The following is a 26,675-nucleotide window of genomic DNA, read 5'->3' as shown; positions in this document are numbered from 1 at the left end:
CCGGGCCGAGGGGCCGGGCGGCGCTTCTCTTTGGGGTGGCGCGACGAAACGGTGAGCGGGTCGCCGCGCCTAACCGTTATGCCATTATTGCGGCATCAGGACCGTATCGATGACATGGATGACGCCATTCGAGGCATCGACATCGGTCGCGGTCACCGTCGAGGTCCCGCCCGTCGCATCGGTCAGCACGACATTTCCATCGACTACCGAGGCCGTCAGCGTGCCACCACCGACCGTTTCGACCGTGGCGGTGCCGCCATTGTCTTCGATCAGCGAGATGACGTCAGCAGCCGCATATTCACCCGACACGACATGGTAGGTGAGAATGCCCTGCAGCGCTTCCTGCTGTTCCGGCATGAGGAGGTTGTTGAGCGTGGCTTCGTCAATCTTGCCGAACGCATCATTGGTCGGTGCAAAGACCGTATACGGACCTTCACCGGCAAGCGTGTCGCCAAGTTCGGCCGCCGTCACGGCGCTGACGAGGGTCGAGAAATCGGGGTTGCCACCGGCAACATCGACGATCGTGCCCGTCGCAGCCGGTGCTTCAGCCGTCATGGCCGTGTCTTCACCCGGTTCGACCGTTTCTTCTTCAGCCCCACCGCAGGCGGCGAGGGCAAGAGCGGCGCTCGATACGAGAGCTAGCGAAAACTTCTTCATTTGGGGGTCTCCCTTTTAGAATTGATGTTCACACGACCAATGGCTCGGGGTCGGGCCAAGTTCCGACCCCCCGACCATCGTCCGTAGTCATAAATACGGGGCACCCCCCGCGGCGGATTGCCCGGCCTATTCGGGGCGCTCCACATCGCCCGGCGTTTCGCCGCCGCTGGCATCGACAGGCTCGTCGAGTTCGGTCGGCATTGCGGTGTCACCGTCGCGCGTCGCAGGCTCGTAATCCTCGGGCAGGTCGGCCACTTCCTCGCTGTCGGGAATGGTGTCGATGGCAGTGTCGCCGTCGGTTTCGACATCGGCGCAGGCGGCGAGCGCCAGCATGGGTGCGGCAAGAAGTATCAGTCGCATATTCAGTCTCCCTTTGAATCGCCAACCCGCTTGGCAGCCCGACGGTTCCGCTTGCCATGGGGCCAACAAACAGGAAGGGTGCGGCCATGGGTGAGACGAGTTCGACCAATGACGGTGCGCCGGTTCCCTGGCTGGCACGCTTCCTTAAATGGGCAGTCATGCGCTGGTGGCGTCTCGGGGGCTGGAAGGCGGTCGGCACCTTGCCCGAAAGCCGAAAGTTCATCATTGCGGGCGCGCCGCACACGTCCAATTGGGACTTTCTCGTTTTCCTGGGTGTGGTCGAGACGATGGGCCTCAAGCCGCGCTACATCGGCAAGCATACCTTGTTCAAAGGCCCGCTTGGCGGCTTCATGAAAGCGATGGGCGGGGTGCCGGTCGACCGCACCAAGCGCGTGGGGATGGTCGGGCAGGTGGCCGAGAAGATTCGCGCCGCCGACGAATTCGCCCTGGTCATCGCCATCGAGGGGACGCGGTCACCGACGACCGAGTGGAAATCTGGGTTCTACCGGATCGCCATGGAAGCGGGCATCCCGATCGTCTGTGCCGGTCCGGACTATATTCACAAGCTGGGCATTATCGGGCCGATCATCCATCCGACCGGCGATTTCGAGGCGGACATGGAGCCGGCCTATCGCTTCTTCAAAGGCCTTCACCCGCGCCATCCCAAGAAAGCCGTCTTCCCCGATGGCAGCGGGCTCGATCCTCAGCTGCAGGCGGAAATGAACCGTGCGCTGGTTTCGCCGGGCACTGCGGGCAAGTCCCCAAGGCTGTAGCTGCCATAGGCGGCAGCGATGCCTTGCTTGAGCATGGTGTCCAGATTGTCCGGAATGGGGCCGCGGCCGGCCACGCTGCCATTGTCGCGCATCGGGTCGACCATCAGTACGGCAAGGTCATTGCCATGCCCGATTGTCAGTCGTTCCTCGCTGCCAACAGGGACGACTTCGGGGAGCCGCACGATGAGGCGATCTACACCAATCGGACAGGTCAGGATCATGACCTGCGAGGCAGGGTTCGTCTCGCTGACATAGAAGAGCCGCGCGCCATTGGCCGATTCCTGGAAACGCCACCCTGCATCGGGCAGTGCTGCCATGGCGGGCTCTTCTAGCGCCTCCTCGGGCGCTCCCCCTTCGCCGCATGCCCCGACTGTCAACAATGCCGCCAAAATGCTGGCTTTGACCTTTTGGGGGACCATGTCACACTCCGCTTCGACAGCAATTGATTCGACCGGCGCTGCCGGAAGAGTGCCCATAGTGCATGGGCAGGTTAGGAAGGGAAAGCCGATGATCGCTCGAACGTGGAAATGGGTGCTTGCCGCCCTGGTGGCGATGGGCCTTGCCCTGCCGGCTTATTCGCAGCTTGCGACGGGCGCCAAGGCGCCCGACTTCAAGACGATGGGCATGCTCGGCGACAAGAGTTTCCGCCTGCATCTTTCGGAGCAACTCGAAGAGGGCCCGGTTGTCCTTTATTTCTTCCCGCGTGCCTTTACCTCGGGATGCACGTTGGAGAGCAAGGCGTTTGCCGACGCGATGCCCGAATTCCGCGCCGCCGGTGCACGCGTCGTCGGCATGTCGACCGACGATCTGGAGACACTCGCCCGCTTCTCCACCGAGGTCTGCGCCAGCAAGGTCCCGATGGCGCATGCGAGCGGCGACCTCCTCAAGGCCTATGACGTGACGCTCCCGATGACGGGTGCCGTCATGCCGACCGCCGATCGCGTCAGCTATGTCATCGACACCAATGGCGACATCGTCATGGTGCATGCCGACATGGACTATAAGGACCATGTCGCGAAGACGCTGGAAGCGGTGCAGCGCCTCGCCCGTTAGGCCGGGGAGCGCTCACAATGTGGCGGGCGCGCCACAGGATTCCATCTTTGTTCATCTTTATTGCGCCAAATGGTTGAGCCGCTTGGCCTTTTCGGCTCTTTGAGGCGACCAGTTCATAACGATTATCCGTGGGGAGGGCCGCTCATGCGTCCGAGTAAGTTTGTATCCGTAATTGCAATGTCGGCGATGCTGGCGGCCTGTGGCGGCGGGGGCGGCAGCTCCGGCGGCGGCAACTTCGGCGGCGGCACCCCGACGCCGACGCCCACGCCTACTCCGACCCCGACACCGACGCCCACGCCGACGGGCAGCTGCTCGCTCGACGCGCGCCAGGATTGGGCGCTCGCGCAAATCCAGGCCAACTACCTGTTCCAGGACCTGATCGACACGTCGGTCAACAAGGCCGACCACACGACGCTGCAAAGCTATGTCGACGCAGTCGTCGCGCCGGCGCGCAATGCCGGTTTCGATTCGGGCTTCACCTACGTGACCTCGATCCAGGAAGAGAATGAGTTCATCCAGAACGCGACCAGCGAGGATTATGGCTGGCGTCCGGTTCTCTACAGCGACAACACGCTCTACCTGCGCGACACCTACGAGAACGCACCGGCCAATGATGCCGGCATCGTGCGCGGCGACCAGATTGTCGGGATCGGCGCGACCGCCGGAACCCGCCGCACGCCCGCACAGATCATGACGACCGACGGCATCGGTGTCCTTTCGGACCTCCTCTTCCCGTCGAGCGACGGCGAGAGCGTCTCGCTCGAGATCGATCCGGTCGATGGCGGTGCCAACTATACCGTGACGCTAACCGCTGCCGAATATCAGCAGCTTGCCGTCTCGCCCGATTTCGGCACGCGGATCATCGGCAATGTCGGCTACGTCAACCTGCGCAGCTTCGCTTCGTCGACCGCCATCGCGCAGCTCGACGGTGCCTTCGCCGATTTCGTGACCGCCGGCGTGACCGACGTCATCGTCGACGTGCGCTACAATGGCGGCGGCCTGCTCTCGGTCGCGGACCACTTCAACAACCTGCTGGGCGGTGGCCTGTCGGGCCAGGTGTCGTGGCGCCTGACCTACAACGACAATAACAGCGCCAGCAATTTCACGTCGAACTTCCAGACGCTGACGAACACGATCTCGCCCGATCGCATTGCCTTCATCACGACCGGCAACAGCGCTTCGGCTTCCGAGCTCGTTGCCAATTCGATGGGCGCCTACTTCAACACGGACGCCGCGTTGGTCGGCCGTAACACGGCGGGCAAGCCGGTTGGCCAGAGCGCCATCGACCGCGCCGAGTGTGACGACCGCTTCCGTCTCGTAACTTTCCGTTATGAAAATGCGGACGGCGTGACCGACTTTTTCAATGGCCTGGCTCCGGTCTATCCGGCGACCTGTTTCGCCAGCGACGACATCTTCAACACGATGGGCGATCCGGCCGAAGCTTCGACCGCCGAAGCGCTCGACTTCATCGCCAACGGCACTGCCGTCTGCACGCCGATCAGCCAGGCGCGCCAGACGCTGTCGGGTCGTTCGGAAATCAAGCTCGAGCCGACCAACCCGAGCTACGCGCAGCGCGTGACGCTCGGCCAGATCTAGATCGGCCGCAAGGATCGAAAAGAAGGGCCGGTGGCAGCGATGCCGCCGGCCTTTTCTTATGATCAATCGGCGCGGAAGACGCTCTTCAGGTTCATGAATTCATGGAGGCCGAAGCGCGCGAGTTCGCGGCCATGGCCCGAATTCTTGACGCCGCCAAACGGGGCCTCGGGGGTCGAGGCGGTCATCTGGTTGATCGCGGTCATCCCGGCATCGAGACCGGTGATGAAGGCCTCCTGTTCGTCGGCATCACTGGTGAAGACTGCCGATCCCAGGCCATAAGGCGTGATGTTGGCGATGCGGATCGCGTCGTCGACGTCCTTCGCTTCGAAGAGCATGGCGACCGGGCCGAAGACTTCTTCGTCGCGCATCTCGCCGGCCGGATCGAGCCCGGTGAGCAGGCCGGGATGCAAATAGGCACCCTCGCCATCGGGTTTTTCGGCGCCGGTCAGCTGTCCGCCTGCCTTCTTTGCCTTGTCGAGCTGGTCGAGGACGGTCTGGCGCTGCTCTTCGCTCGACAGCGGACCGATATCGCTTTCCTCATCGAACGGATCGCCAGCGCGCTTCGAACATAGCGCCTCGGTGAAGCGCTCGGCAAACTCGTCGTAAATGTCGGCATGCGCGATCATGCGCTTGCCGCAGATGCAGCTCTGGCCCGAATTCTGGAGCCGCGCCTTCACTGCCGTCTCGACCGCATCGTCCATGTCGGCCGACGGCATGACGATGAACGGGTCCGACCCGCCCAGTTCGAGCACGACTTTCTTGAGCGCCCCGCCGGCGACTTCGGCAACGGCGCGGCCCGCCGGTTCGCTGCCGGTGAGCGTCGCGGCGCGGATGCGATCATCCTTGATGATGCCCGCCACGGGCCCTGACGGAATGGCGAGGTTCTGGAACAGGCCCTCCGGCCCGCCCGCTTCGATCACCATGTCGGCAATCAGCTTGCCGACGCCCTGCACGTTGCTGGCATGTTTGAGGAGCCCGACATTGCCCGCCAGTACGGTCGGCGTGAGGAAGCGGATCACCTGCCAATAGGGGAAGTTCCACGGCATCACCGCGAGCACCGGCCCGATCGGCAGCCAGCGCAGCTCGCCCTTGCCGCCGGGAATCTTCTCGGGCTCGAGCATGGCCGGTCCATGCTCGGCGAAATAGCGCAGCGCAGTCCCGCATTTCTCGACCTCGGCGCGGGCCTCGCGAATATGCTTGCCCATCTCTTTGGTTGCCATTTCGGCCAGGCCGTCGCGATGCGCGTCGAAGCGATCGGCGATGGCGCTGAGCAATTGGGTGCGCTCGTCCATGCTGGTCAGGCGCCACTTGGTCGCCTGTTCCTCGGCCAGCGCAAGCGCGCTTTCGATGCCCTGCTCGTCAAGCGGTTCGTGGCTGGCGAAGGTCTCGCCGGTGGCAGGGTTCACGCTGTGCATCATGGTGGGCTGATCTCCTTCGCCAAAGCGAACGAGGGGCGGGGTGCCTGCGTTCCTTGCCGATTGCGTTGGGCCAGCGGCAATGGCAGGTACGCCTTATGGCTAAAGAGTATCAGAGCTTCGCGACCTTCTGGCCCTATTATCTGCGCGAACATTCCAAGCCGCGGACCCGCGCGCTCCATTATTTCGGCACGACGCTCGGCCTCGCCATCGCCCTCTTCGCCATCGTGACGGGCCGATGGCTTCTACTGTTAGCCCTGCCTGCCGCCGGCTATTTCTTCGCCTGGGTCGGCCATTTCGGGGTCGAGAAGAACCGCCCGGCGACCTTCACCTATCCGGCCTGGTCGCTCGCGGCGGATTTCAAGATGTGGTGGCTGTGGCTAACCGGGCGGCTCGGTCCTGAATTGGAAAAGGCTGGGGTGCCTACCGACTAGGCAAACGAAAAGGGCGGCACAAAGGCCGCCCCATCCGGTTCACTTCGCTTCTCGCTATTACGAGGCCGACTTCAGATAGAAGAGCCGCGCGGAGCGGGCGAGTTCGTCACTCCAGACAAATTCGTCATTGGCAGCGATCGACGGTGCCTTCGAACTGTCCAGATCATCCTTCGTGATATGCTTCAGGCGGAAACCTTCGACACGCGGATCATAGCTCAGCGTTTCGAACGGCACAGGATAAAGGTCTTCACCCATCCCGAAGAGGCCACCAAAGCCCATCACGACATAGTCGACGCGCGCGGTGATCGGATTGATCATCAGCTTGCGCACCGAACCGATTTTCTCACCGGTCGAATCGAAGATGTTGGTTCCTTCGATCTTGTCCGATGCAATCAGAGCGGTTTCGACGAGGGTCACGCTCTCGGTATCGAGCGTCACGTTCGGTTTGGTCTGTGTCAGTGTAGTCATGCTTGTAGTAAGCGCCTCCCACGTTGGTTGATGTGAAATGATGCGGGGCAAGGTTGCCGCCGCGTCCTGCATCCGATTGATGCATTCACCTAACCAACGGGCGGAGCGAGCCCTTCTGTCCACACTTCGCCGCTCCTCGACCACGACTCAGCGAAGTCGTTGAAACAAAGAGGAAAATACGGCGTTCCCGTGCGCCGACATAATTTGTTTTACCAGCCCGCGCTTCCGGGCCCGCCCTTGATCGGGCCCTTGATGCGGTCCGTCACCCATCCACCGTAAAATCCGCCTGGCTGCGGGCGCGCTTGCTCATCGCCGACATAGCAGTCGAGCTTGCCAGGATAGAAGGCGATCCATCCGGCAATCGCGGCATAGCCTTCGGGAAGATCGTCGAACGGATCGGGATAGGTCCATGCAGCATCGGCGATCTCGTCGCCGTCCTCACGCATCAGATCGAGGCTGACAGCTGCGCCCTTCCACTCGCACACCGACACGCGTCCATTGGGGTGCAAGAGATCGGTGCGAACATCTTCGGGCGGGATATAGGGCACTGGCGCGCCGGCCATTTCTTTCACCTCGAGCGCGCGGTCGCTTCGGGCAATCTCAATGTCACCATCCGTCACTCGGATCGTGGCCGGCGCAGGGGCGAGCATTGGCGGTCGGGGATAATCCCAGACCGATTCCTGACCGGGTCCGGCAGCTTCGAGGCCGGGCGGACGAAAGGCGAGATTCCAACCATCGCGATTGGCTTTCACGCGGGCCAGCAGGAGGTCTTTCGGGGGCAGCATGATTTCCATGAGCGAGGAACGTGCAGCACGCGCCACTGGTTGCCGGATACATGCCCGAGCTTTCCTTCGAACCCACACGCGCGGCCGGCCTCGCGAAACTCGATAGCTTCGTTGCAACGGCCGGCAAAGCCTATGCGGCGCATCGCAACGAGGACCCCGATCCCGATTGCCGTCAGCATGTCTCCATGTTGTCGCCATGGTTGCATGCAGGGCTGATCGGCGAACGGGAGGTGCTTTCTCGTGTGCTGGATACGCATAGCGCTTCGGCTGCCGACAAGTTCATTTCCGAAGTCTTCTGGCGCGTCTATTTCAAGGGTTATCTCGAGCAGCGTCCGACCGTCTGGTCTGCCTATCTCGAGGAGCGCGATGCCGCGCTGGCAAGGCTGGATGAAAATAGTGGCCTGCGCCGCGCCTACGACGAGGCTGTATCCGGAAAGACCGGCATCGCCGCCTTCGATTTGTGGGCCCGCGAACTGGTGCGTGACGGCTATCTGCATAACCATGCGCGCATGTGGTTCGCGAGCATCTGGATCTTCACGTTGAAGCTCGATTGGACGCTTGGCGCCGACTTTTTCCTGCGACATCTCATGGACGGCGATGCGGCCTCTAACACCTTGAGCTGGCGTTGGGTCGGGGGGCTGCACACCAAGGGCAAAACTTATCTTGCCCGCGCTTCGAACATTGCCCGCTACACGCAGGGGCGAAGCGCAGGGCCGCTACTGGCGGAGGGCTTGGCGAAGGAGGCGCCGCCTTTGGAAGATACGCAGGAACATGCGCGCCAGCTTCCCGACCTTCCCGGTGCATTGGTGCCCGACGCTCCCTTCGCCTTGTTGTTGCACGATGAAGCCGCGAGCCACGAGCCCTTGGCCCTGGAGCGCCCGCCCAGCCTGATCATCGGAGCTGCGCGGCCCGGCGCGCGCAGTCCCGAACCGGTCGGCGATCATGCCCGTGACTTCGCCGAACGCGCCGTCGCCAATGGCGTCGCAGCGGCGGCCGACCATTTCGGCTGTCCGGGAATTGTATGGAAGGCGGACGAGGCGATGCCCGGTCTGCCGGACGGCGTCTCGACCGTGCTCGTGCCTTGGTTGCCGATCGGCTGGACCCGTGATGCGCTGTTCGCCCCGCTCATGCAGAGCAACGCGACTGTCGAATGGTATCTCGATCCGCTCAGCGCGGAAACATGGCCGCACGCAAAAGCGGGATTTTTCGGCGTAAAGAAGAAGATGGCCGATGCGATGCGCGCGGTCGGCCTGCCGGCTTAGCGCTTACCGAACAGCCGTTTGAAAAAGCCGCCGCGCGACGGCGGGGGCGGCGGATCTTGCGGCGCGAGGAAGTCGGGGATGGCGACTTCGGGTGCAGGTTCGACCGGCGCGGGTTCGGGCTCGATGGCCTCGGGCGCAGGCGCCATCGGCTCAACCAGCGGAGGCGCAGGCGTTGCGGGCTGGGCAGGCGCATCGCCCGACAGGCGCTGGCGCAGGCTCGAACCCGACTCCATGTCGGCCAGTGGGTCGTGCTTGGGCTCCCACTTCTTCATCGTGAGCGTTGCGGCCGGGGCAGGGTCTTCGGGCAGCGGGGCGCCCGTAGCACCACGTTTGGCGGCGAGCAGCGAGGTGGCAGCCGCGCTCGGTGCGGGCGCTTCCGCCTTGGCACCGATCACCGTGGCGACATCGGCATTCATGCCGACCGTGCCCGTAATCAGTCGCGCGCCGCCGGGCAGGCCGTGCGCGTCCATTTCGCGCTGCATCGCCTGCAGGAAGCGCGTCGTGCGCAGCCAGCAGCCGAGCACATATTCGCAATAGCCGCCGGGCGCGCGCCCTTCGACACCATCGCGGCCGTCGCGCAGGAAGTGGATATGCTTGCACTGGATGAGCGCGCTGTTGAGCGGCGCGAAGCCCTCGATCGAGACGTAGAATTCGACATCCTCGTCATGCCCCGACCAGCCGGGCATTTCGGCATGGCATTCTTCGATCAGTTCATGGTCGGCTCGGCTCGAAAAGTCGAAGACGTCGTCGCTGTAGAGGTTGAACATCAGCGTCGGCTCATGTTCCTGGCTCGTATCGAAGACGAGGTCGGGTTCGTTGGCGAGGCCGGCGGTCACCGCAGTGATGGCCGGCCCTTCATATTCGGCGAGAATCTCGTCGAGATCGTCCCAGCCCTCTATCATGATCGCATCGAGCGGCATCGCCTTCGCACGCTTGGCGATACGACCGTCAAACCCGGCCAGGTCGTTTTCGAGGATTTCGGCCGCCTCGTCAAAGCGACCCGCGCCGAGCAAGCGGCGGATATGGTCGGTCCAGGCGGCCTCGCCTTCCTTCGACAGGAACGTGATCTGCAGCGGGCGAGGTTCGGCGGGCTCGTGATAGGTGCGAACGCCTTCGGTCCCGGCATCGGGAATATGGACGAATCCCGGATGATGCGCCGCATTCGCGACGTCGCCGTCGTCGACCTTCAACCGTTCTTCGCGCCCCATGCCCCTCGCTTCTCGCAATGCCGGATTGAAGCGGCTGTAAAGCAGCGGGGTTAACAGTTGGTGGAGATGGCGCTCGCTGATAGGTTGCCGCTTATGTCCGTCGACTTTCGCGCCATGGTCCACCGCTATCGCCACAAGGTGATGGTCGGGCCGCAACTGGACGCCGCGGACCAGATCCGCGCGGACCGCGACTATGCCGAATTGTCGCGCACCAAGCAGTCGCATCGTGGGCTTTCGGAGCACCAGCAGCTGCGCCAGCTTGCCGCCGTTGGAGCGAACGAGGAGTATCTCGAAGAGATCGGCAAGCTGACCGAGCTCACCCATCTCGACCTGCGCTGGCCGATGCGGGCCAAGGACCTCGCGCCCTTGGAGCAGTTGCAGAAGCTCGAAAGGCTGCACCTTGAGACGGCGAGCGGGATCGAGGACTTTTCGCCGCTGACCAGGCTCCCCAAATTGCGTGTGCTGACGATCGAGAATGCGCCCAAGATGCGCAGCCTCGACTGGGTGCGACCGCTCAAGGAGCAGCTCGAGGTCTTCGGCTATGAAGGCACGGTCAACAAGGACCAGATCGTCGAGAGCCTCGACCCGCTGGAGGGCTTTGCGATGGAGGCATTCTTCTGCATCTCGCTGTCTAACCAGTCGAAACGGATCGACGTGCTCTCCAGCTGTCCCAACCTCAAGCTGATCGACGGCGCGGTGTTGGCACCATGGGCGGCGTACAAGGAGCTTGAAGCGAAGAGGCCCGACATTATCTGTTCCTGGTTCGAGCCGCGTAATTGGTACAAGGGCTGGCGCGATGGGCCGAGCGAGGAAGAGCGGGCGGCCGCCGAGGCGGCGGACCCGCGCAGCTAGGCGCTTGCCAGCATCACTGTATTAGTATAGCAATACGCTCATGAAACTCGTCGCCCTTGCCTCCGCGCTCGCCGCGGCCGTCGCTGCCCCTGCCGCCGCGCAGGAGGTGCCTGCCGAACCCGCTTTCATGGTCGCGGACAATCGCATATCGGTGCCGGACGAGGGGATCGCGCTCGTCATCCCCGAGGACGCCGTCTATGTCGGCGCCACGCGCTGGCCGCTCTACGATATTGTCGATGCCGAGCAGCATGTGTTCGTGCGTACCGACGAGGGCGGGCTGGTCGAGGAATATTGGCTGGTCCAGTTCGAGACCTATTTCGACCATGTCGATGCCAACTACACTTATGACGAGACCGAGCCGACGAGCCTGGAGATTGGCGACAGGACCTGGTGGACGCGGCCCATCTTCACATCGGGCCGCCCGAACGAAGTGCGCCCCGGCTCCGACACCGAAATGTTCGGCAAGATCATCGCCCAGGCCGGTTATCGCATGCCGATGTGGCTGGCCGGGGTGCGCATGGTCTACATGCCTGGCGAGGATCGGCGCAGCGAGATCATGATCATCCACGGCGCCAATCTGGACGGCGTCGCAACGACCATGGCCGAACGGTTCCGCGCCGGAGAGGATGGCGTGAAGTGGACCGATTTCTATGGTCCGATGATCGAACGGGCGAGCCTCTCCTTCACGATCGCGCCGCTCGACGCCGAATAAGTTTACGAATTTAACGGTGGGTCGCGGCTCCGTCGGCTTTCCCTTCTGGATGCCTGGCGATCTTATCATCGCGCCGCGCGTGTAGGACAGGATATTCGCCGCGTCGCGGGCGTTGATGGGCGAGAAGGAGATCCGAATCCATGCGCCTGATCCTGCCGCTCAGCCTCGTCCTAGCCCTATCGCTCTCAGCCTGTTCGACTATCGGGCGGCCGGTCGGCAATCCGTCGGTGCCGCTTCCGGCCCAGGCGGTGGAGGTCGAGGCTTATCTCGGCACCTGGTACGAATATGGCCGCTACGAAGCACCGTTCCAAGAAGGATGCGAAGCGGTGACGGCGACCTATTCGCTGGAGGATGATGGCGACATTCGCGTCGTGAATGCCTGCACGCGCGACGGGGAGCGGGACGAGAGCGAGGGCGAAGCGAAGATTGTCGATGGCAGCGCGAACACGCGGTTGAAGGTGGCCTTCTTCAAGCCCTTCTATGGTGATTACTGGATCCTCGACCATGGGCTGCAGGGCGCGGACGGGCTCTATGACTGGAGCATCGTCGGGGAGCCGAGCGGGACCTATTTGTGGATGTTGACCCGCCAAGCCAAACCCGATGCGGACTTGGCCATGATGCTGGAGGCACGAGTGAAAGAGCTCGGGTACGATTGGTCTATGGTGCGCCTGACCAGGCACTGATGCCAACGAGCTTTAGTGATTCAGCGCGCCGAAACCGTCAGTCGACTTTCAAGTACTGGGCCTCGGCAACACGAATCTGCTCGGCAAGCGCATCTTCGAAGTTGCTGTATCGATAGGGCCCAACTGAATATTCGATCAGGCGGTGGACGATGATTTCAGGGTTCGGGTCAGCCACAGCCTGGGCGGCTTCCGGTGTCCGGCTCCAAACCGAATCGCTTGGTGCAACATGTCGCAGGGGTGCCTTCGCGCGGCGGCGCAACTTGGCTTCGTTGATTTCTCGCAAGACTGCGATTCGCTGCGCGAAACCCTCGGCGAGCTCCGAATGCGATTTCCGGACCCCATCGTCATTCGATACGGCAGACTTCATCTTGGCGACCTTGCGGGCGTGGCGGGTATCGTCGATATCCATGGTGGCTCCAGTTTCGACTGAGTGATTGCTGGGTCGGCAGGGCGCGCCAGCTAGTGGCCGCGATGCGGATTTTGCGGGCTGCGATCATTGGCTCGCCACAGTTTGACGGCACGGATATCGCCGTTCTCAGCAGTGCCGGTCTCGTAGGAGTAGCGATCCTCGGCCTTGGGGTCGTGTAGTTGGTCGCGCAGTTCGGCTTTGACGAAAGGAAGCGCTTCTCCCCCCTTTACCGGGCTGATCATGCCGATGCCCTTGTCACAGTCGTAGCTGTGGATTTTTCCGATGTCGGTCATTGCATCACACCTTTCCTTGCGCGCGTGCGAACCGCCATTGGCCGCAGCTACGCGGGCTAAGAGGCGGAAAAGAAAGGAGTGAGGAGGCCGACAGCCTGATCCTCGCAACCGTCGATTGCGACTGGTAGCTGGGCCCCTACTAATCGAAATTGTAGAAAAGTCAATCTAAATCACTGATTTCTTGACGTTTTGAGCACTGCCGGGCCTGAGTTCGCAGGCCATGGGCGTGGTCACGAAAAAGGGCGCCGCCGGGCCAAGATTGCTCTTGTGCCCGGCGGCGCCCCTTCCTTCCCCCCGCGGGAAGCAGGGTGAGTTAGTCGGCCATCGACAGGTTGCAGGCGCTTTCCTTGCCGTTGCGACCGGTTTCCATCTCGTAATTGAGACGGTCGCCTTCGCGCAGGCCCTGGATGCCAGCGGCCTGGACGGCGCTGATGTGGACGAAGGCATCGCCGCCGCCATTGTCAGGCGTGATGAAGCCGAAGCCCTTGTCGTTGTTGAAGAATTTTACGGTGCCACTGTTGGCCATAATCGAGTTCCTTTCAAAGAACATCAGTGTTGCCTCGCTCGCAACAGCGCGAGCAAGGTATGCGTATTCGTGTCGTTTGAAGGGAAGTCGAAGTCTGTTTTACGCCGGGGCCCGAAGGGCAAGCGGCGAAGTCAAAAACCGAAGTCCGTCGCAAATGTCGACGTCAGCGGGGACCGTCTAACACAGGTTTGGCGATATACCTAATGAAAGTCTCGCCGCTGGGTCAATTGCCCGGCTATGGCGCCTGTACGGCGAGGCGCGCGCGCTCGGCCATGGCATGGGCAAGATCGGTGTAGCGGTTCGTGCCGACATGATACTCGATGATCGTCTTCGTCACCAACGGCGGGACATTGACCATGCCGGACAGCGACTGTGTGGCGCCGCCATCGTCGACCCATTCGTCCAATCGCGCATTGCCCGACGGGGCGGGATAGGGCGGTGCAGCCTTGGCCTGGCGCAGGTCGGCGATCGACCCGGCATAGTCGGCCACCTCGGCGAGATGCGCCTCGCGGCTGGAGCAATCGTCGGCGAGGTCGGCCTTCATCAGGGCGACCTGCTGGCGGTGAAGAAGTTCGTTGAGATCCATGATCGGTCCTTCGAAGGCAATGGAAGCTGGATGCAGTCGACCCGGAAGCGCCCCCTGGACGCCTCCGGGCCCGGCAGACGGTCGTCGCGTTACGCGGTACGTTGCGCGCCGCCGCTATGCTGTCGGCGCAGGTTCACGGCCTGCGTCTTGCCGCCATCGACGGTGCTCGTTTCGAAGCTGTAGCGCTGGGTCGGCTGGGGAACCTGCTTGGGATCTTCCAAGCCTTCCTTCTGGAACATCAGCGCATCGCCGCCCTTTTCGGGGGTGATCGTGCCGGTACCCTGTTTGCCGTCGTAATTCTTGATGAGGCCATAATGAGCCATGATGATTGTCCTTCTCTTTTCGTTGCGCGCAGTCGGCCGGGATCGGCCGCTGATGCGCCGGCTAGAAGGCGGAAAGGAAAGGTGAAGGGTTGGAAACGCTCGTTCCCCGCAACCGTCGATTTCGACTGGTAGCTAATCATCAAGGTGGGGATGGTGGCGCGCCTGCGCAAGGGCGAGGGAGAAATAAACATCTGAGAAAAAACAGGTTTTGGCGGCTTTGCGCCAAAGTAAGCCGGCGTCCTATCGCAATTCTCTCGGGATGGCGCGGCGGCGGTCGGCCTTGCCGAAATGACGCTCCAGCATCTTGGCGAGCTTGTTGCCGGCCTGGCTGGCGGCGGCGTCGATCCATTCATCGATCCGCGCGTTGCCCGACGGGGCGGGATAGGGTGGCGCTGCCTTGGCCTGGCGCAGGTCGGCGATCGATCCGGCAAAGTCTGCAACCTCGGCGAGATGCGCCTCGCGGCTGGTGCAATCGTCGGCGAGGTCGGCCTTCATCAAGGCGACCTGCTGGCGGTGGAGAAGTTCGTTGAGGTCCATGGTCGATCCTTTTGGAATGGAAGAAGGGGGGGCAGACGACCCGGAAGCATCCAAGTGACGCTTCCGGGCCCGGCAGGCGGTCGTAGCTACGCGGTGCGTCGCTCGCCGCCGCAATCAAGTCGGCGCAGGTTCACGGCCTGTTTGCGGCCGCGGTCGAAGGTGCTGGTTTCAAAACTGTAGCGCTGGGTCGGCTGGGGTTGCTGCTTCGGGTCCTCGAGGCCTTCCTTGTGAAAGATCAGCGTGTCGCCGCCCAGTTCGGGGACGATCCTGCCGGTACCCTGCTTGCCGTCATAGCTTTGGATGAAGCCGTAATGGATGATGATGCTCTTCCCTTTCGCGTGACCGCACGCGGGCCGGGAGCGGCCGCTGATGCGCCGGCTAGGAGACGAAAAGGAAAGAAGTAGGGAGAGAAATCACAATTCCCCGCAACCGTCGATCGCGACTGGTAGCTTGTGCCCAAGGTGGGGCGTGGAGGGCGCGAATGCAATGCGCGGGGCAGGATTTCTTTCGCGGGCGATGAGCTGACCAGACACCGTTGTGAGCGCCTTACCCGTTCTCCGCTTAAAGCCCTTCCCACTCTCGCGATACTTCTCGCTTATCTCGGCCATGCCCTTCTCCGCCCCGGCGTCGCCCCCCGCTCCAATCACCAGCAGAGAGAATCCTCGGCATAAGCGCTCGTATTGTGGATTTTGCCGGCAGCATTGATGTACCAGGAGACGTCAATTTCTTCGCCGCAATCCGATCTCACGATGCGCAGCGTCGCTTTGCGTAGCTGGTTGGCCTGCACCTCGATCGTGAAGCCTTCGCTCTCGAGATATTCGATCAATTCGCTTTCGTAGGTGCCGTCCGGAAAGCGCTGGTGGAATTCGGGCGCACTGTCGGTAACGGTTGCGTTCGCGAATAGCTCTGGGCGCGTCTTGGCCATCACATCTACAGCCGTCTCGGTCAGCGGCACCCGGAAGGTGAGCATGCCCGCAGCGACGGCGGCGAGCACTACCGTCGCGATGGCAATGGTTCGGAACAGGTTGAGCATGACGCGCCCTTTCGAATGAACTGGCCTGCCATCATGCGCGCGTCTTCATAATATTTGGCTAATCCGGCCCGCTCGGCGGTGCGAGGGGCCGGAGCCTGCCGCTCAGTCTTCTTCGAGGTAGAGCTTCTCGCCCTTCTCGCGATAGACGCGGCTCATCTTCTCCATGCCCTCTTCGGCGCTATCGACCTTGCTCCCATCGACCTCGGCATCCGCGTCCGGCTGGAGCGAGTTCAGGACCCCCGCTTCTTGCTTCGCCGCGAAGTCGCGCACTTCCTGCGTGATCTTCATCGAGCAGAATTTGGGCCCGCACATCGAGCAGAAATGCGCGGTCTTGGCGCCTTCGGCCGGCAGCGTCTGGTCGTGATATTGCTCGGCGGTGTCGGGGTCCAAGCTGAGGTTGAACTGGTCGCGCCAGCGAAATTCGAAGCGGGCCTTTGACAGCGCGTCGTCGCGGACTTGCGCTGCGGGGTGGCCCTTGGCGAGGTCGGCGGCGTGGGCGGCGAGCTTGTAGGTCACCACGCCCACCTTCACATCGTCGCGGTCGGGCAGGCCCAGATGCTCCTTGGGCGTGACGTAGCATAGCATCGCGGTGCCGTACCAGCCGATCTGCGCGGCGCCGATGGCGCTGGTGATATGGTCGTAGCCGGGCGCGATGTCGGTGGTGAGCGGCCCAAGCGTGTAGAAGGGGGCCTCGTCGCAGGCCTCCAGCTGCTTGGTCATATTCTCCTTGATCTTGTGCATCGGCACGTGGCCGGGGCCCTCGATCATGACCTGGACGTCGTGTTCCCACGCTTTCCTGGTGAGTTCGCCCAGCGTGTAGAGCTCGGCAAACTGGGCCTCGTCATTGGCGTCGGCGATCGAACCGGGGCGGAGGCCATCACCGAGGCTGAAGGCGATGTCATAGGCCTTCATGATCTCGCAGATTTCCTCGAACCGTTCGTAGAGGAAGCTCTCCTTGTGATGGGCGAGGCACCATTTGGCCATGATCGAGCCGCCGCGGCTGACGATGCCGGTGACGCGCTTGGCGGTCATGGGGACGTAGGGCAGGCGCACGCCCGCATGGATGGTGAAATAGTCGACGCCCTGTTCGGCCTGCTCGATCAGCGTGTCGGCGAAGATGTCCCAAGTGAGGTCTTCGGCAATGCCGCCGACTTTCTCGAGGGCCTGGTAGATGGGGACGGTGCCGATGGGGACGGGCGAGTTGCGCAGGATCCACTCGCGCGTGTCGTGGATGTTGCGCCCGGTCGAGAGGTCCATGACCGTATCGGCGCCCCAGCGCGTGGCCCAGACCATCTTGTCGACTTCGGATGCGACGTCGGAGGCGACGGCGCTGTTGCCGATATTGGCGTTGATCTTGACGAGGAAGTTGCGACCGATCGCCATCGGCTCGCTCTCGGGGTGGTTGATATTGTTGGGGATGATGGCGCGGCCGCGGGCGACCTCGTCACGGACGAATTCGGGGGTGATGAAATCGGGGATGGCGGCGCCGAAGCTTTCGCCGTCGCGGGCTTTGTCGAGCGCCTTTTCGCGGCCGAGATTTTCGCGGATGGCGACATATTCCATCTCGGGCGTCACGATGCCTTTGCGGGCATAGTGCATCTGGGTGACGTTGTGGCCGGGCTTGGCGCGGAGCACCTGGCGGCGGACATTGGGGAAGGGGTCGACGCCGCCCGAACGATCGGGGCCCAATTGGCCGTTATCCTCGGGTTTGACGACGCGCTGGGCCTTTTCCTCGACATCGCCGCGGCCGCGGATCCAGTCGCGGCGCAGTTCGGGGAGGCCTTGGGTGATGTCGATCTTGGCATCGGGGTCGGTATAGGGGCCGGAGGGGTCGTAGACTGGGACGGGCGGCTCGCCGCTGCCGGGTTCGAGATGCACTTCGCGCATGGCGACGCGGATGCCGTCCGATCCTTCGACGTAAGTCTTCTTCGAGCCACGGATGGGACCGGTGGTGACTTCGAGCTTGCCACCGCGCTGGTCGTTCACTTTGGGATCGGCTTCGGCCATGTCTTCTTCTCCAATACTGGAGTGGACACGGGGGCGCCGCGCTCCACTCCCTACGGCTCTCGATGAGCATCAGGTTCGACGGGTCGGCGGACTTGAACCGCCCTCTCAGCCTCATGGCTCCCCGGGGATGAGTCTTGCCTAGGCGAGCGCGCCGCTTTTGGAAAGGGCGGGATTGACCCGGCTCGAAGGGACAGGGAGAAAGGCGGCATGAACAAGCCTACTCCCCAAGTGCAGGTCTATCGCCTCGGCAAGGACCAGGAGCCGCTGGTCATCGTCGACAATTTCACCGGCCAGGCGGAGGCACTGCGCAAGGCGGGCGAGGGGCTCGATTATCAGCGCGTCGGGCCGGCCTATCCCGGTGTGCGGGCGCCAGCGCCGGAGGGCTATCTGCACGCCCAGCGGCCAATCCTGATGAAGATCCTGCAGGAGATTTTCGGGGTGCGCGAGCGGGTCGACCTCAAGGGCTCCATGTATTCACTGGTGACCGACAATCCCGACGATCTGGGGCCGCTCCAGCGCGTGCCGCATTATGACAGTGCGCAGGGCGAGATGATGGCGGCGATGCATTATCTTGGTGGGCCCGAGGATGGCGGCACGGCGTTTTATCGCCACAATGCGACCGGCTTCGAGGCGATCACGCCGGAGCGCGAGCCCATCTACAACGAAGCGATGCAACGCGAGGCCGACAAGTTTGGCATGCCCGAGGCGCGCTACTTCCATGGCGACAATGATCGCTACACGATGATCGCGCAGGTCCAATCGGTGCCCGACCGTTTCGCGCTTTATCGCGGGCGGCTGCTCCATTCGGGGATCATCCCCGACGATGCCAAGCTGTCGGACGACCCTGCGAAGGGGCGCCTCACGCTCAACAGCTTCATGACGGTGGCCTGAGCCCGTTCGGACGCGGTTCAGGCGCTTCGCGATTTGTTCGCGCGGCGATTGCCTAATCGCGCCGGACCCTTAGGGTGCCGCCTTTCCAGTTTCACGCCCCGTACCACGGAAGCTTTACTACATGACCGAGAATCCCATTCCCGCCCACGAACATGCGCGTGCCAAGCGCAACGCTTTTTCGCGCTTCCTGAGCGGGGTCGAGTGGCTCGGCAATTTGCTGCCGCATCCGGTGACCTTGTTCGCGCTGCTGGCGCTCGGCATCGTGTTGTTGTCGGGCTTGTTCGCGGCGATGGGCGTGGCGGTGGTCGATCCGCGTCCAGCCGGAGCCAATGGCGTGGCCGCCGACGGCATGATCCGCGCGGTGAGCCTGATGGACGGTGACGGCGTGCGCCGCATCTTCACCGGCATGGTCGACAATTTCACCGGCTTCGCGCCGCTGGGCGTGGTGTTGGTCGCGATGTTGGGCGTCGGGGTGGCCGAACATTCGGGCATGCTCGGGGCCGCGGTGCGCGGGCTGGTGCTGCGTGCGCCGCCCAAGCTCGTCACCGTCGCGATCGTCTTTGCCGGCATCATTTCGAACACGGCGAGCGAGGTCGGCTATGTCGTGCTGATCCCGCTCGGCGGCGCCATCTATTATGCGCTCGGGCGTCATCCGCTCGCCGGGATGGCCGCGGCCTTTGCCGGCGTGTCGGGGGGTTATAGCGCCAACTTGCTGATCGGCACGGTCGACCCGCTGCTGGCCGGCATTACCGAGGAAGCTGCGCAGCTGATCGACCCCGAATATACCGTGCTGGCGACCGCCAACTGGTATTTCATGTTCGTCTCGACCTTCCTCATCACGGCGATCGGCAGCTGGGTGTCATTGAAGATCGTCGAGCCGCAGCTCGGCACCTACGACCCCGAAAAGTCGGACGGCACGATCCTCGAAAGCGCCAATATGGAGCCGCTCACCGACAAGGAGCGCAAGGGTCTCAAATGGGCCGGGGTCGCGTTCGTCGCGGTGCTGGGGCTGATGGCGCTGACGCTGGTGCCCGAATGGGGGATCCTCAGGAATCCCGAAGACGGCGACCGGATGGACTCGCCCTTCTTCGACGGGTTCGTGATGTGGATCTTCATCTTCTTCGTGGCGATCGGCTACGCCTATGGCCGCGCTGCCGGGACGATGAAGACCGACCGCGATGTCATCGACGCCATGGCCAAGGCGCTGAGCTCGCTCGGCCTATATATCGTGCTCGTTTTCTTCGCCGCGCAGTTCGTCGCCTTTTTCGGCTGGACCAACCTTGGCGCGATCACCGCAGTGACGGGCGCGCAATTCCTCGTCGATACGGGGCTGACCGGGCCGATGGTCTTCTTCGCCTTCATCCTCATCTGCGCGATCATCAACCTCTCGCTGGGCAGTGCGAGCGCGCAATGGGCGGTGACCGCGCCGATCTTCGTGCCGATGCTGATGCTGATCGGTTATGCGCCCGAAGCGATCCAGGCGGCCTACCGGATCGGCGACAGCACAACCAACATCATCACCCCGATGATGAGCTATTTCGGGCTGATCCTGGCTTGGGCGACGCGCTACCAGAAGGATCTGGGCGTGGGCACGCTCATCGCGATGATGCTGCCCTACACGCTCTTCTTCCTGACCTTCTGGTCGGTCTTCTTCTACCTGTGGACGTTCGTGTTCGGGCTGCCGGTGGGGCCGGGATCGCCGACCTATTACGAGGCAGTGCTCTAGGCTTCAGCCCTCGCCGGGACAGAAGCGATAGCCGACCCCGCGCACCGTACGGATGGCGCGGGGATGGGCGGGATCGATCTCGATCTTTTTGCGAAGCCGCACGATGCGGGTGTCGATCGAGCGGTCGAACGCTTTGTCTTCCTTGCCATGGGCGAGGTCGAGCAGGCGGTCGCGCGAGAGGACCTGATTGGGGTGCCGCGCAAAGGCATCGAGCAGGTCATATTCCATCGCCGTCAGCGCGACCTCGCCGCCATCCGCGTCGAATAGCGAGCGGCTTTCAAGGTTGAGGCGGCATTTGCCGATGACGACCTCGCGGCCTGCAGTGGCGGCTTCGCCTTCCTCGCGTTCACCCAGGCGGCGCATTAGAGATCGAACGCGGGCAAGCAATTCGCGCGGGTTGAAGGGCTTGGTGACATAATCGTCGGCGCCGACCTCGAGCCCGACGATCTTGTCGACATCGTCATTGTTGGCGGTGAGGAAGATAATCCCGCAATTGCCGCGCTTCCTGAGTTCGCGCGCGATCGACACGCCATCCTCGCCCGGCATGTTGATGTCGAGCAGCGCGATATCGACAGGGCGCTGGGCGACCAGGTCCCAGAAATCGGCGGCGGTCTCGACGGTGGAGACGGGCAGGCCATTCTTCTCGAAATAGCGTTTGATCATCGCGCCGATATCGGGCTCGTCATCGAGGCTGACGATGTGGAAGGCGATTGCGCTCACGCCTCATTCTCCTGGATCGGTTCGAGCATCGGTCGCGCCGGACCGGGATCGATCGGCAGCCGCACGTCGAAATGCGCGCCCTTGCCATTGTCACGCAGCGTCAGGCTGCCGGCATGCGCCTCGACGACGCCTTGGCTGTAGGACAGGCCGATGCCGGTCCCGGTGCCCTCGGGCTTGGTCGTGAAGAAGGGGTCGAAGATCCGCGCTGCGGTTTCGGCCGGGATGCCCGGGCCATTGTCGGCAACGCCGATGACGATCTCGTCGCCCTCGCGTTCGCTGGAGACCCGGATTTCGCGCGGCGGGGCGCATTCCTGCAATGCCTGCTGGGCATTGATGAGCAGGTTGATGAGCACCTGCTGGAGCTGGTCGGCATCGGCGTGGATGCGCGGCAGGTCCTCGGCAAGGTCGAGGTCGATGCGGATATCGCTCGAGCGCATCTGGTAATGGGTGAGGCTCAGTACCGCTTCGATGAGCGCGTTGATATCGACCTGGTCGCGGTCGGCAGGTTTCTGGCGGGCCATGGCGAGGAACGACTGGACGATCGAGGCGCAGCGCTCGGCGGCGCGGCGGATGCGGTTGGCGCCTTCTTCGAGCGTGCCGCCGGCGGCGTCTTCCTCGAGCAGGGTTGCTTCGCCGACGACGATGGCGAGCGGGTTGTTGAGTTCGTGGCTGACCCCGGCGAGCAGGCTGCCCAGCGCCGTCATGCGTTCGGCCTGGTTGAGCCGTTCGCGCGAGCGTGACAATTCTTCCTCGGCGCGCTTTTGCGGGGTGATGTCGATCTCGAACCCGCCGATCGCGCCGGGATCGTCCTCGCTGTCGAGCGGGAAGCGGACGACGAGCGTCCATTCATACTGGCCGACATCGTCGAGCTTCTCGACGACGGCCTTGGGCGCTTGGGCTTCGAGGATCTCGCGATCATAATCCTCGACCATCTGTGCCTCGGCGGGCGGCAGCATGTCACGCACCGTCTTGCCGATAATTTCCTCGGCCGGCTTGCCAAACAGCCGCTCCATCTGCGGGTTGATGAGCGCGTAGCGGCCATCGCCTTTCTTTACATACATGCCGACCGGGGCGTTGCGGGTAAATTGCTCGAACAACTTGCGGTTGCGCCGCGCGTCGCCTTCGAGCCGGTCGATCTCCGACAGATCGCGTAGCGCGATGATGGCGTAAGCCTCGCCCTCAATGTCGATGCGGCGGAGCGAGGAGTGGACGGGCACGCGGTGGCCGTCGGCATGGGCGATGTCGGTGCGCGCCCCGCGCCCGGCAATCTGCGTGGGCTCGTCATTCCAGAACTTGTCCCATTCGGACTGGTAGAGATCGGTCTGGTCTTCGGGGACGAGCAGCTCGGCGACGGTCTTGCCGAAGGCTGCGCGCAGCGGGTGGCCGAAACTCTTCTCGGCGGCCGGATTGACGTAGACGATGCGCCCGTCGGGCCGCGCCACGACGATGCAGTCGAAGGTCGCCTCGAAGGCCCCTCCCAGAAAAGGCGCGTCTCCCGCCATCGGGCTCGACCCTACCCCGCGCAGGGGCCTGTCACAATTGAAACATGAAAGTCGTCGCTGCGGCATCGGGCGCTGACACGTCGGTCCCAGAACAGTGAACGTCGGTTGCAATGGTGCGACCGCCAGCAACGCCAAGGATCACCAATCATGTTCGAGCGGAACGACAGATATGAAGCCAGCGCCCGCCGCGCCCTGACCGGCGCCATCGGCCTCGCTTTGATCGGGTCGCTGATCCTTGCCCTCCCCGCCGGCAGCAAGGCCGGATCCCCCGGAGCGGGCATGGAGATCGCGGCAGTGCCGGTGGCCGACCGATGACACCACTCCCGGCGGGAGGGGCCCACCCAGGGCCCCTCCCGCATCCCATCATTCCCTGAACGACCAACACAAGAACAACGAACCCAAGGAGCAGAACAATGAACAGCAATTTCGAAAACGGACTGAAGACGACTGTAGCGGCCCTCGCCATTGGCGCGTTCGGCCTCACTTGCGCCCCGGCGCATGCCGAAACCGGCCCCTTCGACTTCCTCAAGAAGGAAGCGACCAAGATGGTCGAGAAGGAAGCGCGCAACCTCGTGCGTGACAATGCGCCGGCCGGCGATCTCGTCGCCACCGTCGCATTCGGCGAGGAAGAAGGCGCCTCGGCAAGCGAAAGCGGCATGAGCCAGAACGGCACCACCGTTCCGACGGCCAATACTGTCCAGGCCGGTGCCAGCATGACCACCGCCGATATCAATGCCGATGGTGTCATGGACGTGATCATCGTCCATGCCGACGGCTCGACCGAAATCATCTTCGGCCAGGCTGCTGCCGGCATGAGCCAGAATGGCACCACCGTGCCCACCGCCGATGAAGTGCTTGCGCCCGAGCTCGAGCAGGAAGCGCCCGCACAGATCGGTCGTGGCCGTGCCCGTGCCCGCGCCACAGTCAATGCTTCGGCCGCGCCGGCGCGTGCCGGTATGAGCCAGAACGGCACGACGGTCCCGACCGCCGACACCGTCCAGGCCCCGGTCATCCCGCAGCGCGCCGATGCCGAACCGCAGGACGCATTCATGTATTTCAGCGTCGGTGGCGGCAACGCAGCCAAGGGCAAGGTCGAGGCCACCTGGAAGGTCGAAGAAGGCAGCAAATATGCCGGCGAAGCGACCGATGATGGCCATAAGGACTGGATCATCATCCAGTCGATGAGCGACAGCGCTTATAATGGCGGCGTGTTCGTGGCCTCGGGCGACGTCAATGGCGACGGCCGCGACGACATCATCGTCGGTCCGGGCCTGTGCAAGCTGGTCCAGAACGGCACCACGGTTGCCACTGCCGATGAAATCCTCGCCAATCTTGGCGATGCCGAGCGCGCCGAATGGTCGCGGGTGCGGAACGAATATAACGTTCCTGCCGCGTGCGCCGAAGGCAAGCTCGTCCAGAACGGCACCACCGTCGCGACGGCAAGCGAGATCCAGGCCCCGCAGGACGGCGAAGCCATCCTGATCGGCCTCCTGCTGCCGGCCGTGCAGGCGGCGCGCGCCGCCGATAAGGGCTTCGAACTGACCGAGTTCAGTGTGAAGGCCGAAAACTCGACCAATATCGGCTCCTCGACCGGCGGTGCCGGTGGGGCGGGCAAGGTCAAGTTCGATCGCCTGTCGATCAAGAAATAGACCGACCGGCCTGACGCCGGGATCGTGAGGGAGGGGCGGTGCCAGAAATGGCGCCGCCCCTTTCCCTTTGGCCCACCTTTGCCTTTTGAAATGCGGCCGTTAGGGTGCGCGCCACGCGAACGAACGCAATTGTTCAGGAGAATGAAGTTGAAGTCTTTCAAGCTTGCCGCTGCCAGTGCCATCGGCGCGATGATCGTCGCCAGCCCCGCGCTGGCCCGACCGATGACCCCCGAAGATGTCTCGAAGATCGAAAGCATTGGCGCCGTTGCCGTGTCCCCGACCGGCGAACATGTCGCCTACCAGGTTGGCGGCACCCCCGATGTGGCCAGCGGCGAAAAGAATGGCGGCTATAGCGCGACGCTGATGGTCGCGACTGCGCCGGGCGAAGCGCGTGCTTATCTTCCCGAAGGCATGAGCGCGGGCGGCGTCGCCTTCTCGCCCGACGGCAGCATGATCAGCTTCACCCACCGCGAGCCAGGTGGCGATACGGCGGTCTACGCCATGCCGGTCGACGGCGGTGCTTGGAAAAAGATTGCCGGCGTCGATGGTGCGGGCGTGCGCAGCTATGCCTGGAGCCCCGACGGCAGTCGCATCTACATGCTGGTCGGCGCCGATGAGGACAAGCAGCGCGCCAAGGAAGCCAAGGCCGGCTTCAACGCCATCGTCTACGAAGAAGAAGCGCGCCTCAACCGCATGTTCGTCGCCAATGTCGGTGACGAGATGGACGCCATGCCGACCGAGATTTCGGTGCCGGGCTATGTCAGCGCGTTCGACATTTCGGACAATGGCCGCTTCGCCATCATCGACACGGCGCCGACGCCCAATGTCGATGACAGCTACACCTCGAAGCGGGTCAATATCGTCGACCTTGCGACCGGCAACGTGACCGCCGTGGTCGCCACCCCGGGCAAGATTGGCGACGTCGAAATCTCGCCCGACGGATCGCAGCTCTCGCTGATCGCCGGTGTCGACATGAACGACCCCGCGGCGACGACGCTGCACCTCGTTAATGTCGCCGACGGCACTTTCCGCGCTCTCAACGCCGGTGACCCCGAAGCCGCGGTCGACGCCGAATGGCTCGGCAATGGCGATCTTGCCGTTGTCATCCACCAGGGCGTCGACAGCCTGCTGCGTGTCTATAATGAAGATGGCAGCGTCGATGCCGAATATGATCCGGGCAACCTGATCCTGTCGTCGGTCGACGCCGAGGGCGGTGCGCTTGTCGTGCGCGCCTCAAGTCCCCGTCACCCGACCGAATTGTTCAGCGTGAGCGACGGCCGCTTCACCCGCTGGACCAACAGCAATCCGTGGCTCACAGACATCACCTTCGGCGAGCAGCGCGCTTATACCTATACGGCGCGCGACGGACAGCAGATCGAAGGCGTGCTGATCGAGCCGGTGGGCGGGTTCGCGCCAGGCGGCTCGCCGCTCATCATGGATGTCCATGGCGGCCCCGAAGCGCATGAATCCAATGGCTGGGTGACCAACTATTCGGGTCCTGGCCAGGTCGCTGCCGGCCAGGGCTATGCCGTTTTCCTGCCCAACTATCGCGGCTCGACCGCCTACGGCACGGCTTTCTCCAAGCAGCACCAGAACGATTATGCCGGCAAGGAATTCAACGACCTCGTCGACGCCAAGCGCGCGATGGTCGCCGAGGGCCTTATCGACGGCGACCGCGTCGGCATTACCGGCGGCAGCTATGGCGGCTACGCCTCGGCCTGGGCCGCCACGGCGCAGAGCGAGGAATGGGCCGCGAGCGTGATGTTCGTCGGCATTTCCAACCAGATCTCGAAATTCGGCACGACCGACATTCCTTACGAGATGTACAACGTTCACTCGCGCAAATGGCCGTGGGACGATTGGGAAGGCATGCTCGAGGTCTCGCCGATTACCTATGCGGGCCAGGCCGATACGCCGATCCTCATCATGCATGGCGAGGAAGATACGCGCGTCGCGCCGAGCCAGAGCTACGAGCTTTATCGCAACATCAAGGTGCGGACCGACACGCCGGTGCGCCTCGTCCTCTATCCGGGCGAAGGCCATGGCAACCGGCTGGCAGCATCGCAATATGACTATAACCTGCGCATGATGCGCTGGTTCGACACCTACCTGAAAACGGGCGACCGCGATGCGCCGCTGCCGCCGTCGCGGGTCGAACTGGCCGATGGTGCGGTCGACTAGGCACTAGCCGACGCAAAAGAAAAGGGGCGTCCCG

Annotated in this window: 30 protein-coding genes; 13 read left to right on the top strand and 17 right to left on the bottom strand. The window is 63.3% G+C overall.

Features of this window, described 5'->3' with window-relative positions; all coding sequences use genetic code 11:
• Positions 1-84: 84 nt before the first annotated feature.
• Both NDO55_RS09265 and NDO55_RS09260 read right to left on the bottom strand, forming a co-directional pair.
• On the bottom strand, positions 85-657 hold the full coding sequence (locus NDO55_RS09265) for a fasciclin domain-containing protein (protein ID WP_252114575.1): 573 nt from the start codon (positions 655-657) through the stop codon (positions 85-87).
• A 126-nt stretch (positions 658-783) separates the two neighbouring features.
• Positions 784-1,017 (bottom strand): hypothetical protein, encoded by a 234-nt coding sequence (locus NDO55_RS09260; protein ID WP_252114573.1) that lies wholly within the window; start codon positions 1,015-1,017, stop codon positions 784-786.
• An 86-nt stretch (positions 1,018-1,103) separates the two neighbouring features.
• Here NDO55_RS09260 and NDO55_RS09255 point away from each other — a divergent pair, with 86 nt between their 5' ends.
• Positions 1,104-1,790, top strand: a complete 687-nt coding sequence (locus NDO55_RS09255) for a lysophospholipid acyltransferase family protein (RefSeq protein ID WP_252114571.1) — start codon at positions 1,104-1,106, stop codon at positions 1,788-1,790.
• On the opposite strand, the gene NDO55_RS09250 is transcribed toward NDO55_RS09255, so the two are convergent.
• On the bottom strand, positions 1,721-2,107 hold the full coding sequence (locus NDO55_RS09250) for a hypothetical protein (RefSeq protein ID WP_252114569.1): 387 nt from the start codon (positions 2,105-2,107) through the stop codon (positions 1,721-1,723). The genes NDO55_RS09255 and NDO55_RS09250 overlap by 70 nt on opposite strands.
• Before the next feature lie 190 nt (positions 2,108-2,297).
• Here NDO55_RS09250 and NDO55_RS09245 point away from each other — a divergent pair, with 190 nt between their 5' ends.
• Both NDO55_RS09245 and NDO55_RS09240 read left to right on the top strand, forming a co-directional pair.
• Positions 2,298-2,843 carry a peroxiredoxin gene (locus tag NDO55_RS09245; RefSeq protein ID WP_252114567.1) on the top strand — a complete coding sequence of 182 codons (546 nt, stop codon included), beginning with the start codon at positions 2,298-2,300 and terminating at the stop codon, positions 2,841-2,843.
• Positions 2,844-2,987: 144 nt separating this feature from the next.
• Positions 2,988-4,439, top strand: a complete 1,452-nt coding sequence (locus NDO55_RS09240; RefSeq protein WP_252114565.1) for a S41 family peptidase — start codon at positions 2,988-2,990, stop codon at positions 4,437-4,439.
• 62 nt (positions 4,440-4,501) lie between these two features.
• On the opposite strand, the gene NDO55_RS09235 is transcribed toward NDO55_RS09240, so the two are convergent.
• Positions 4,502-5,938, bottom strand: a complete 1,437-nt coding sequence (locus NDO55_RS09235; RefSeq protein WP_425276900.1) for an NAD-dependent succinate-semialdehyde dehydrogenase — start codon at positions 5,936-5,938, stop codon at positions 4,502-4,504.
• Between the two features lie 14 nt (positions 5,939-5,952).
• Between NDO55_RS09235 and NDO55_RS09230 the strand changes: the two genes are divergently transcribed.
• On the top strand, positions 5,953-6,288 hold the full coding sequence (locus NDO55_RS09230; RefSeq protein ID WP_252114561.1) for an Mpo1-like protein: 336 nt from the start codon (positions 5,953-5,955) through the stop codon (positions 6,286-6,288).
• A gap of 57 nt (positions 6,289-6,345) precedes the next feature.
• On the opposite strand, the gene NDO55_RS09225 is transcribed toward NDO55_RS09230, so the two are convergent.
• Positions 6,346-6,756, bottom strand: a complete 411-nt coding sequence (locus NDO55_RS09225) for a PRC-barrel domain-containing protein (protein ID WP_252114559.1) — start codon at positions 6,754-6,756, stop codon at positions 6,346-6,348.
• Positions 6,757-6,965: 209 nt separating this feature from the next.
• Positions 6,966-7,541, bottom strand: a complete 576-nt coding sequence (locus tag NDO55_RS09220) for a DUF427 domain-containing protein (RefSeq protein WP_252114557.1) — start codon at positions 7,539-7,541, stop codon at positions 6,966-6,968.
• Positions 7,542-7,591: 50 nt separating this feature from the next.
• Here NDO55_RS09220 and NDO55_RS09215 point away from each other — a divergent pair, with 50 nt between their 5' ends.
• Positions 7,592-8,803 (top strand): FAD-binding domain-containing protein, encoded by a 1,212-nt coding sequence (locus NDO55_RS09215; protein ID WP_252114555.1) that lies wholly within the window; start codon positions 7,592-7,594, stop codon positions 8,801-8,803.
• Here the strand turns inward: NDO55_RS09215 and NDO55_RS09210 are convergent.
• A complete protein-coding gene (locus NDO55_RS09210; protein WP_252114553.1) occupies positions 8,800-10,011 on the bottom strand; it encodes a hypothetical protein in 1,212 nt (403 codons plus the stop codon). The genes NDO55_RS09215 and NDO55_RS09210 overlap by 4 nt on opposite strands.
• A 93-nt stretch (positions 10,012-10,104) precedes the next feature.
• Here NDO55_RS09210 and NDO55_RS09205 point away from each other — a divergent pair, with 93 nt between their 5' ends.
• The 3 genes from NDO55_RS09205 (at position 10,105) to NDO55_RS09195 (ending at position 12,258) form a co-directional block, all read left to right on the top strand.
• A complete protein-coding gene (locus NDO55_RS09205) occupies positions 10,105-10,863 on the top strand; it encodes a hypothetical protein (protein WP_252114550.1) in 759 nt (252 codons plus the stop codon).
• Positions 10,864-10,903: 40 nt separating this feature from the next.
• Positions 10,904-11,575 carry a hypothetical protein gene (locus NDO55_RS09200; protein WP_252114548.1) on the top strand — a complete coding sequence of 224 codons (672 nt, stop codon included), beginning with the start codon at positions 10,904-10,906 and terminating at the stop codon, positions 11,573-11,575.
• Positions 11,576-11,715: 140 nt separating this feature from the next.
• Complete coding sequence (locus NDO55_RS09195; protein ID WP_252114546.1) at positions 11,716-12,258, top strand: lipocalin family protein; 543 nt, start codon at positions 11,716-11,718, stop codon at positions 12,256-12,258.
• Positions 12,259-12,295: 37 nt separating this feature from the next.
• On the opposite strand, the gene NDO55_RS09190 is transcribed toward NDO55_RS09195, so the two are convergent.
• From NDO55_RS09190 to thiC, 8 genes are all read right to left on the bottom strand, one after another.
• On the bottom strand, positions 12,296-12,667 hold the full coding sequence (locus NDO55_RS09190) for a hypothetical protein (protein WP_252114544.1): 372 nt from the start codon (positions 12,665-12,667) through the stop codon (positions 12,296-12,298).
• A 50-nt stretch (positions 12,668-12,717) separates the two neighbouring features.
• The gene (locus tag NDO55_RS09185; protein WP_252114542.1) at positions 12,718-12,960 is read right to left on the bottom strand and encodes a cold-shock protein; all 243 of its coding nucleotides are present in this window, start codon (positions 12,958-12,960) and stop codon (positions 12,718-12,720) included.
• 313 nt (positions 12,961-13,273) lie between these two features.
• Entirely contained in the window at positions 13,274-13,486 is a 213-nt protein-coding gene (locus NDO55_RS09180; protein WP_252114540.1) for a cold-shock protein, read from the bottom strand.
• 235 nt (positions 13,487-13,721) lie between these two features.
• Positions 13,722-14,072 (bottom strand): hypothetical protein, encoded by a 351-nt coding sequence (locus tag NDO55_RS09175; protein WP_252114538.1) that lies wholly within the window; start codon positions 14,070-14,072, stop codon positions 13,722-13,724.
• Between the two features lie 89 nt (positions 14,073-14,161).
• Complete coding sequence (locus NDO55_RS09170; protein WP_252114536.1) at positions 14,162-14,395, bottom strand: cold-shock protein; 234 nt, start codon at positions 14,393-14,395, stop codon at positions 14,162-14,164.
• A 240-nt stretch (positions 14,396-14,635) separates the two neighbouring features.
• Positions 14,636-14,932 carry a hypothetical protein gene (locus tag NDO55_RS09165; protein ID WP_252114534.1) on the bottom strand — a complete coding sequence of 99 codons (297 nt, stop codon included), beginning with the start codon at positions 14,930-14,932 and terminating at the stop codon, positions 14,636-14,638.
• Between the two features lie 643 nt (positions 14,933-15,575).
• Positions 15,576-15,965 carry a hypothetical protein gene (locus tag NDO55_RS09160; protein ID WP_252114532.1) on the bottom strand — a complete coding sequence of 130 codons (390 nt, stop codon included), beginning with the start codon at positions 15,963-15,965 and terminating at the stop codon, positions 15,576-15,578.
• Between the two features lie 102 nt (positions 15,966-16,067).
• A complete protein-coding gene (thiC, locus tag NDO55_RS09155; RefSeq protein WP_252114530.1) occupies positions 16,068-17,972 on the bottom strand; it encodes a phosphomethylpyrimidine synthase ThiC in 1,905 nt (634 codons plus the stop codon).
• Positions 17,973-18,179: 207 nt separating this feature from the next.
• Here thiC and NDO55_RS09150 point away from each other — a divergent pair, with 207 nt between their 5' ends.
• Together NDO55_RS09150 and NDO55_RS09145 are read left to right on the top strand one after the other, a co-directional pair.
• Entirely contained in the window at positions 18,180-18,863 is a 684-nt protein-coding gene (locus tag NDO55_RS09150) for a DUF6445 family protein (RefSeq protein ID WP_252114528.1), read from the top strand.
• 121 nt (positions 18,864-18,984) lie between these two features.
• Positions 18,985-20,589, top strand: coding sequence for an AbgT family transporter (locus tag NDO55_RS09145; protein WP_252114526.1), 1,605 nt, complete (start codon positions 18,985-18,987; stop codon positions 20,587-20,589).
• 3 nt (positions 20,590-20,592) lie between these two features.
• On the opposite strand, the gene NDO55_RS12095 is transcribed toward NDO55_RS09145, so the two are convergent.
• Together NDO55_RS12095 and NDO55_RS09135 are read right to left on the bottom strand one after the other, a co-directional pair.
• Complete coding sequence (locus NDO55_RS12095; RefSeq protein ID WP_252114524.1) at positions 20,593-21,309, bottom strand: response regulator; 717 nt, start codon at positions 21,307-21,309, stop codon at positions 20,593-20,595.
• Positions 21,306-22,811, bottom strand: a complete 1,506-nt coding sequence (locus NDO55_RS09135; protein WP_252114522.1) for a PAS domain-containing sensor histidine kinase — start codon at positions 22,809-22,811, stop codon at positions 21,306-21,308. The genes NDO55_RS12095 and NDO55_RS09135 overlap by 4 nt, the downstream gene beginning before the upstream one ends.
• Positions 22,812-22,958: 147 nt before the next feature.
• Here NDO55_RS09135 and NDO55_RS09130 point away from each other — a divergent pair, with 147 nt between their 5' ends.
• The 3 genes from NDO55_RS09130 to NDO55_RS09120 all read left to right on the top strand — a co-directional run bounded on the left by NDO55_RS09130 (position 22,959) and on the right by NDO55_RS09120 (position 26,641).
• Entirely contained in the window at positions 22,959-23,126 is a 168-nt protein-coding gene (locus NDO55_RS09130) for a hypothetical protein (protein WP_252114520.1), read from the top strand.
• 98 nt (positions 23,127-23,224) lie between these two features.
• Positions 23,225-24,460: an FG-GAP repeat protein gene (locus tag NDO55_RS09125; protein WP_252114518.1), complete on the top strand. Its 1,236-nt coding sequence runs from the start codon at positions 23,225-23,227 to the stop codon at positions 24,458-24,460.
• A 141-nt stretch (positions 24,461-24,601) separates the two neighbouring features.
• The gene (locus NDO55_RS09120) at positions 24,602-26,641 is read left to right on the top strand and encodes a S9 family peptidase (RefSeq protein WP_252114516.1); all 2,040 of its coding nucleotides are present in this window, start codon (positions 24,602-24,604) and stop codon (positions 26,639-26,641) included.
• Positions 26,642-26,675 lie beyond the last annotated feature (34 nt).

The sequence above is a fragment of the Sphingomicrobium sediminis genome, assembly GCF_023805295.1.
GTDB lineage: Bacteria > Pseudomonadota > Alphaproteobacteria > Sphingomonadales > Sphingomonadaceae > Sphingomicrobium > Sphingomicrobium sediminis.
This window is presented reverse-complemented; position numbering and strand designations above follow the sequence as displayed.

Coding starts and splice junctions, on each gene's coding strand:
- thiC (WP_252114530.1), bottom strand. CDS start 17,972: ATGGCCGAAGCCGATCCCAAAGTGAACGACCAGCGCGGTGGCAAGCTC.
- NDO55_RS09150 (WP_252114528.1), top strand. CDS start 18,180: ATGAACAAGCCTACTCCCCAAGTGCAGGTCTATCGCCTCGGCAAGGAC.
- NDO55_RS09195 (WP_252114546.1), top strand. CDS start 11,716: ATGCGCCTGATCCTGCCGCTCAGCCTCGTCCTAGCCCTATCGCTCTCA.
- NDO55_RS09205 (WP_252114550.1), top strand. CDS start 10,105: ATGTCCGTCGACTTTCGCGCCATGGTCCACCGCTATCGCCACAAGGTG.
- NDO55_RS09265 (WP_252114575.1), bottom strand. CDS start 657: ATGAAGAAGTTTTCGCTAGCTCTCGTATCGAGCGCCGCTCTTGCCCTC.
- NDO55_RS09250 (WP_252114569.1), bottom strand. CDS start 2,107: ATGGCAGCACTGCCCGATGCAGGGTGGCGTTTCCAGGAATCGGCCAAT.
- NDO55_RS09160 (WP_252114532.1), bottom strand. CDS start 15,965: ATGCTCAACCTGTTCCGAACCATTGCCATCGCGACGGTAGTGCTCGCC.
- NDO55_RS09215 (WP_252114555.1), top strand. CDS start 7,592: ATGCCCGAGCTTTCCTTCGAACCCACACGCGCGGCCGGCCTCGCGAAA.
- NDO55_RS09175 (WP_252114538.1), bottom strand. CDS start 14,072: ATGGATCTCAACGAACTTCTTCACCGCCAGCAGGTCGCCCTGATGAAG.
- NDO55_RS09200 (WP_252114548.1), top strand. CDS start 10,904: ATGAAACTCGTCGCCCTTGCCTCCGCGCTCGCCGCGGCCGTCGCTGCC.
- NDO55_RS09230 (WP_252114561.1), top strand. CDS start 5,953: ATGGCTAAAGAGTATCAGAGCTTCGCGACCTTCTGGCCCTATTATCTG.
- NDO55_RS09120 (WP_252114516.1), top strand. CDS start 24,602: ATGAAGTTGAAGTCTTTCAAGCTTGCCGCTGCCAGTGCCATCGGCGCG.
- NDO55_RS09130 (WP_252114520.1), top strand. CDS start 22,959: ATGTTCGAGCGGAACGACAGATATGAAGCCAGCGCCCGCCGCGCCCTG.
- NDO55_RS09135 (WP_252114522.1), bottom strand. CDS start 22,811: ATGGCGGGAGACGCGCCTTTTCTGGGAGGGGCCTTCGAGGCGACCTTC.
- NDO55_RS09210 (WP_252114553.1), bottom strand. CDS start 10,011: ATGGGGCGCGAAGAACGGTTGAAGGTCGACGACGGCGACGTCGCGAAT.
- NDO55_RS09170 (WP_252114536.1), bottom strand. CDS start 14,395: ATGGCTCATTATGGCCTCATCAAGAATTACGACGGCAAACAGGGTACC.
- NDO55_RS09185 (WP_252114542.1), bottom strand. CDS start 12,960: ATGACCGACATCGGAAAAATCCACAGCTACGACTGTGACAAGGGCATC.
- NDO55_RS09245 (WP_252114567.1), top strand. CDS start 2,298: ATGATCGCTCGAACGTGGAAATGGGTGCTTGCCGCCCTGGTGGCGATG.
- NDO55_RS09225 (WP_252114559.1), bottom strand. CDS start 6,756: ATGACTACACTGACACAGACCAAACCGAACGTGACGCTCGATACCGAG.
- NDO55_RS09125 (WP_252114518.1), top strand. CDS start 23,225: ATGAACAGCAATTTCGAAAACGGACTGAAGACGACTGTAGCGGCCCTC.
- NDO55_RS09255 (WP_252114571.1), top strand. CDS start 1,104: ATGGGTGAGACGAGTTCGACCAATGACGGTGCGCCGGTTCCCTGGCTG.
- NDO55_RS09145 (WP_252114526.1), top strand. CDS start 18,985: ATGACCGAGAATCCCATTCCCGCCCACGAACATGCGCGTGCCAAGCGC.
- NDO55_RS09165 (WP_252114534.1), bottom strand. CDS start 14,932: ATGGACCTCAACGAACTTCTCCACCGCCAGCAGGTCGCCTTGATGAAG.
- NDO55_RS09240 (WP_252114565.1), top strand. CDS start 2,988: ATGCGTCCGAGTAAGTTTGTATCCGTAATTGCAATGTCGGCGATGCTG.
- NDO55_RS09190 (WP_252114544.1), bottom strand. CDS start 12,667: ATGGATATCGACGATACCCGCCACGCCCGCAAGGTCGCCAAGATGAAG.
- NDO55_RS09260 (WP_252114573.1), bottom strand. CDS start 1,017: ATGCGACTGATACTTCTTGCCGCACCCATGCTGGCGCTCGCCGCCTGC.
- NDO55_RS09180 (WP_252114540.1), bottom strand. CDS start 13,486: ATGGCCAACAGTGGCACCGTAAAATTCTTCAACAACGACAAGGGCTTC.
- NDO55_RS09220 (WP_252114557.1), bottom strand. CDS start 7,541: ATGCTGCCCCCGAAAGACCTCCTGCTGGCCCGCGTGAAAGCCAATCGC.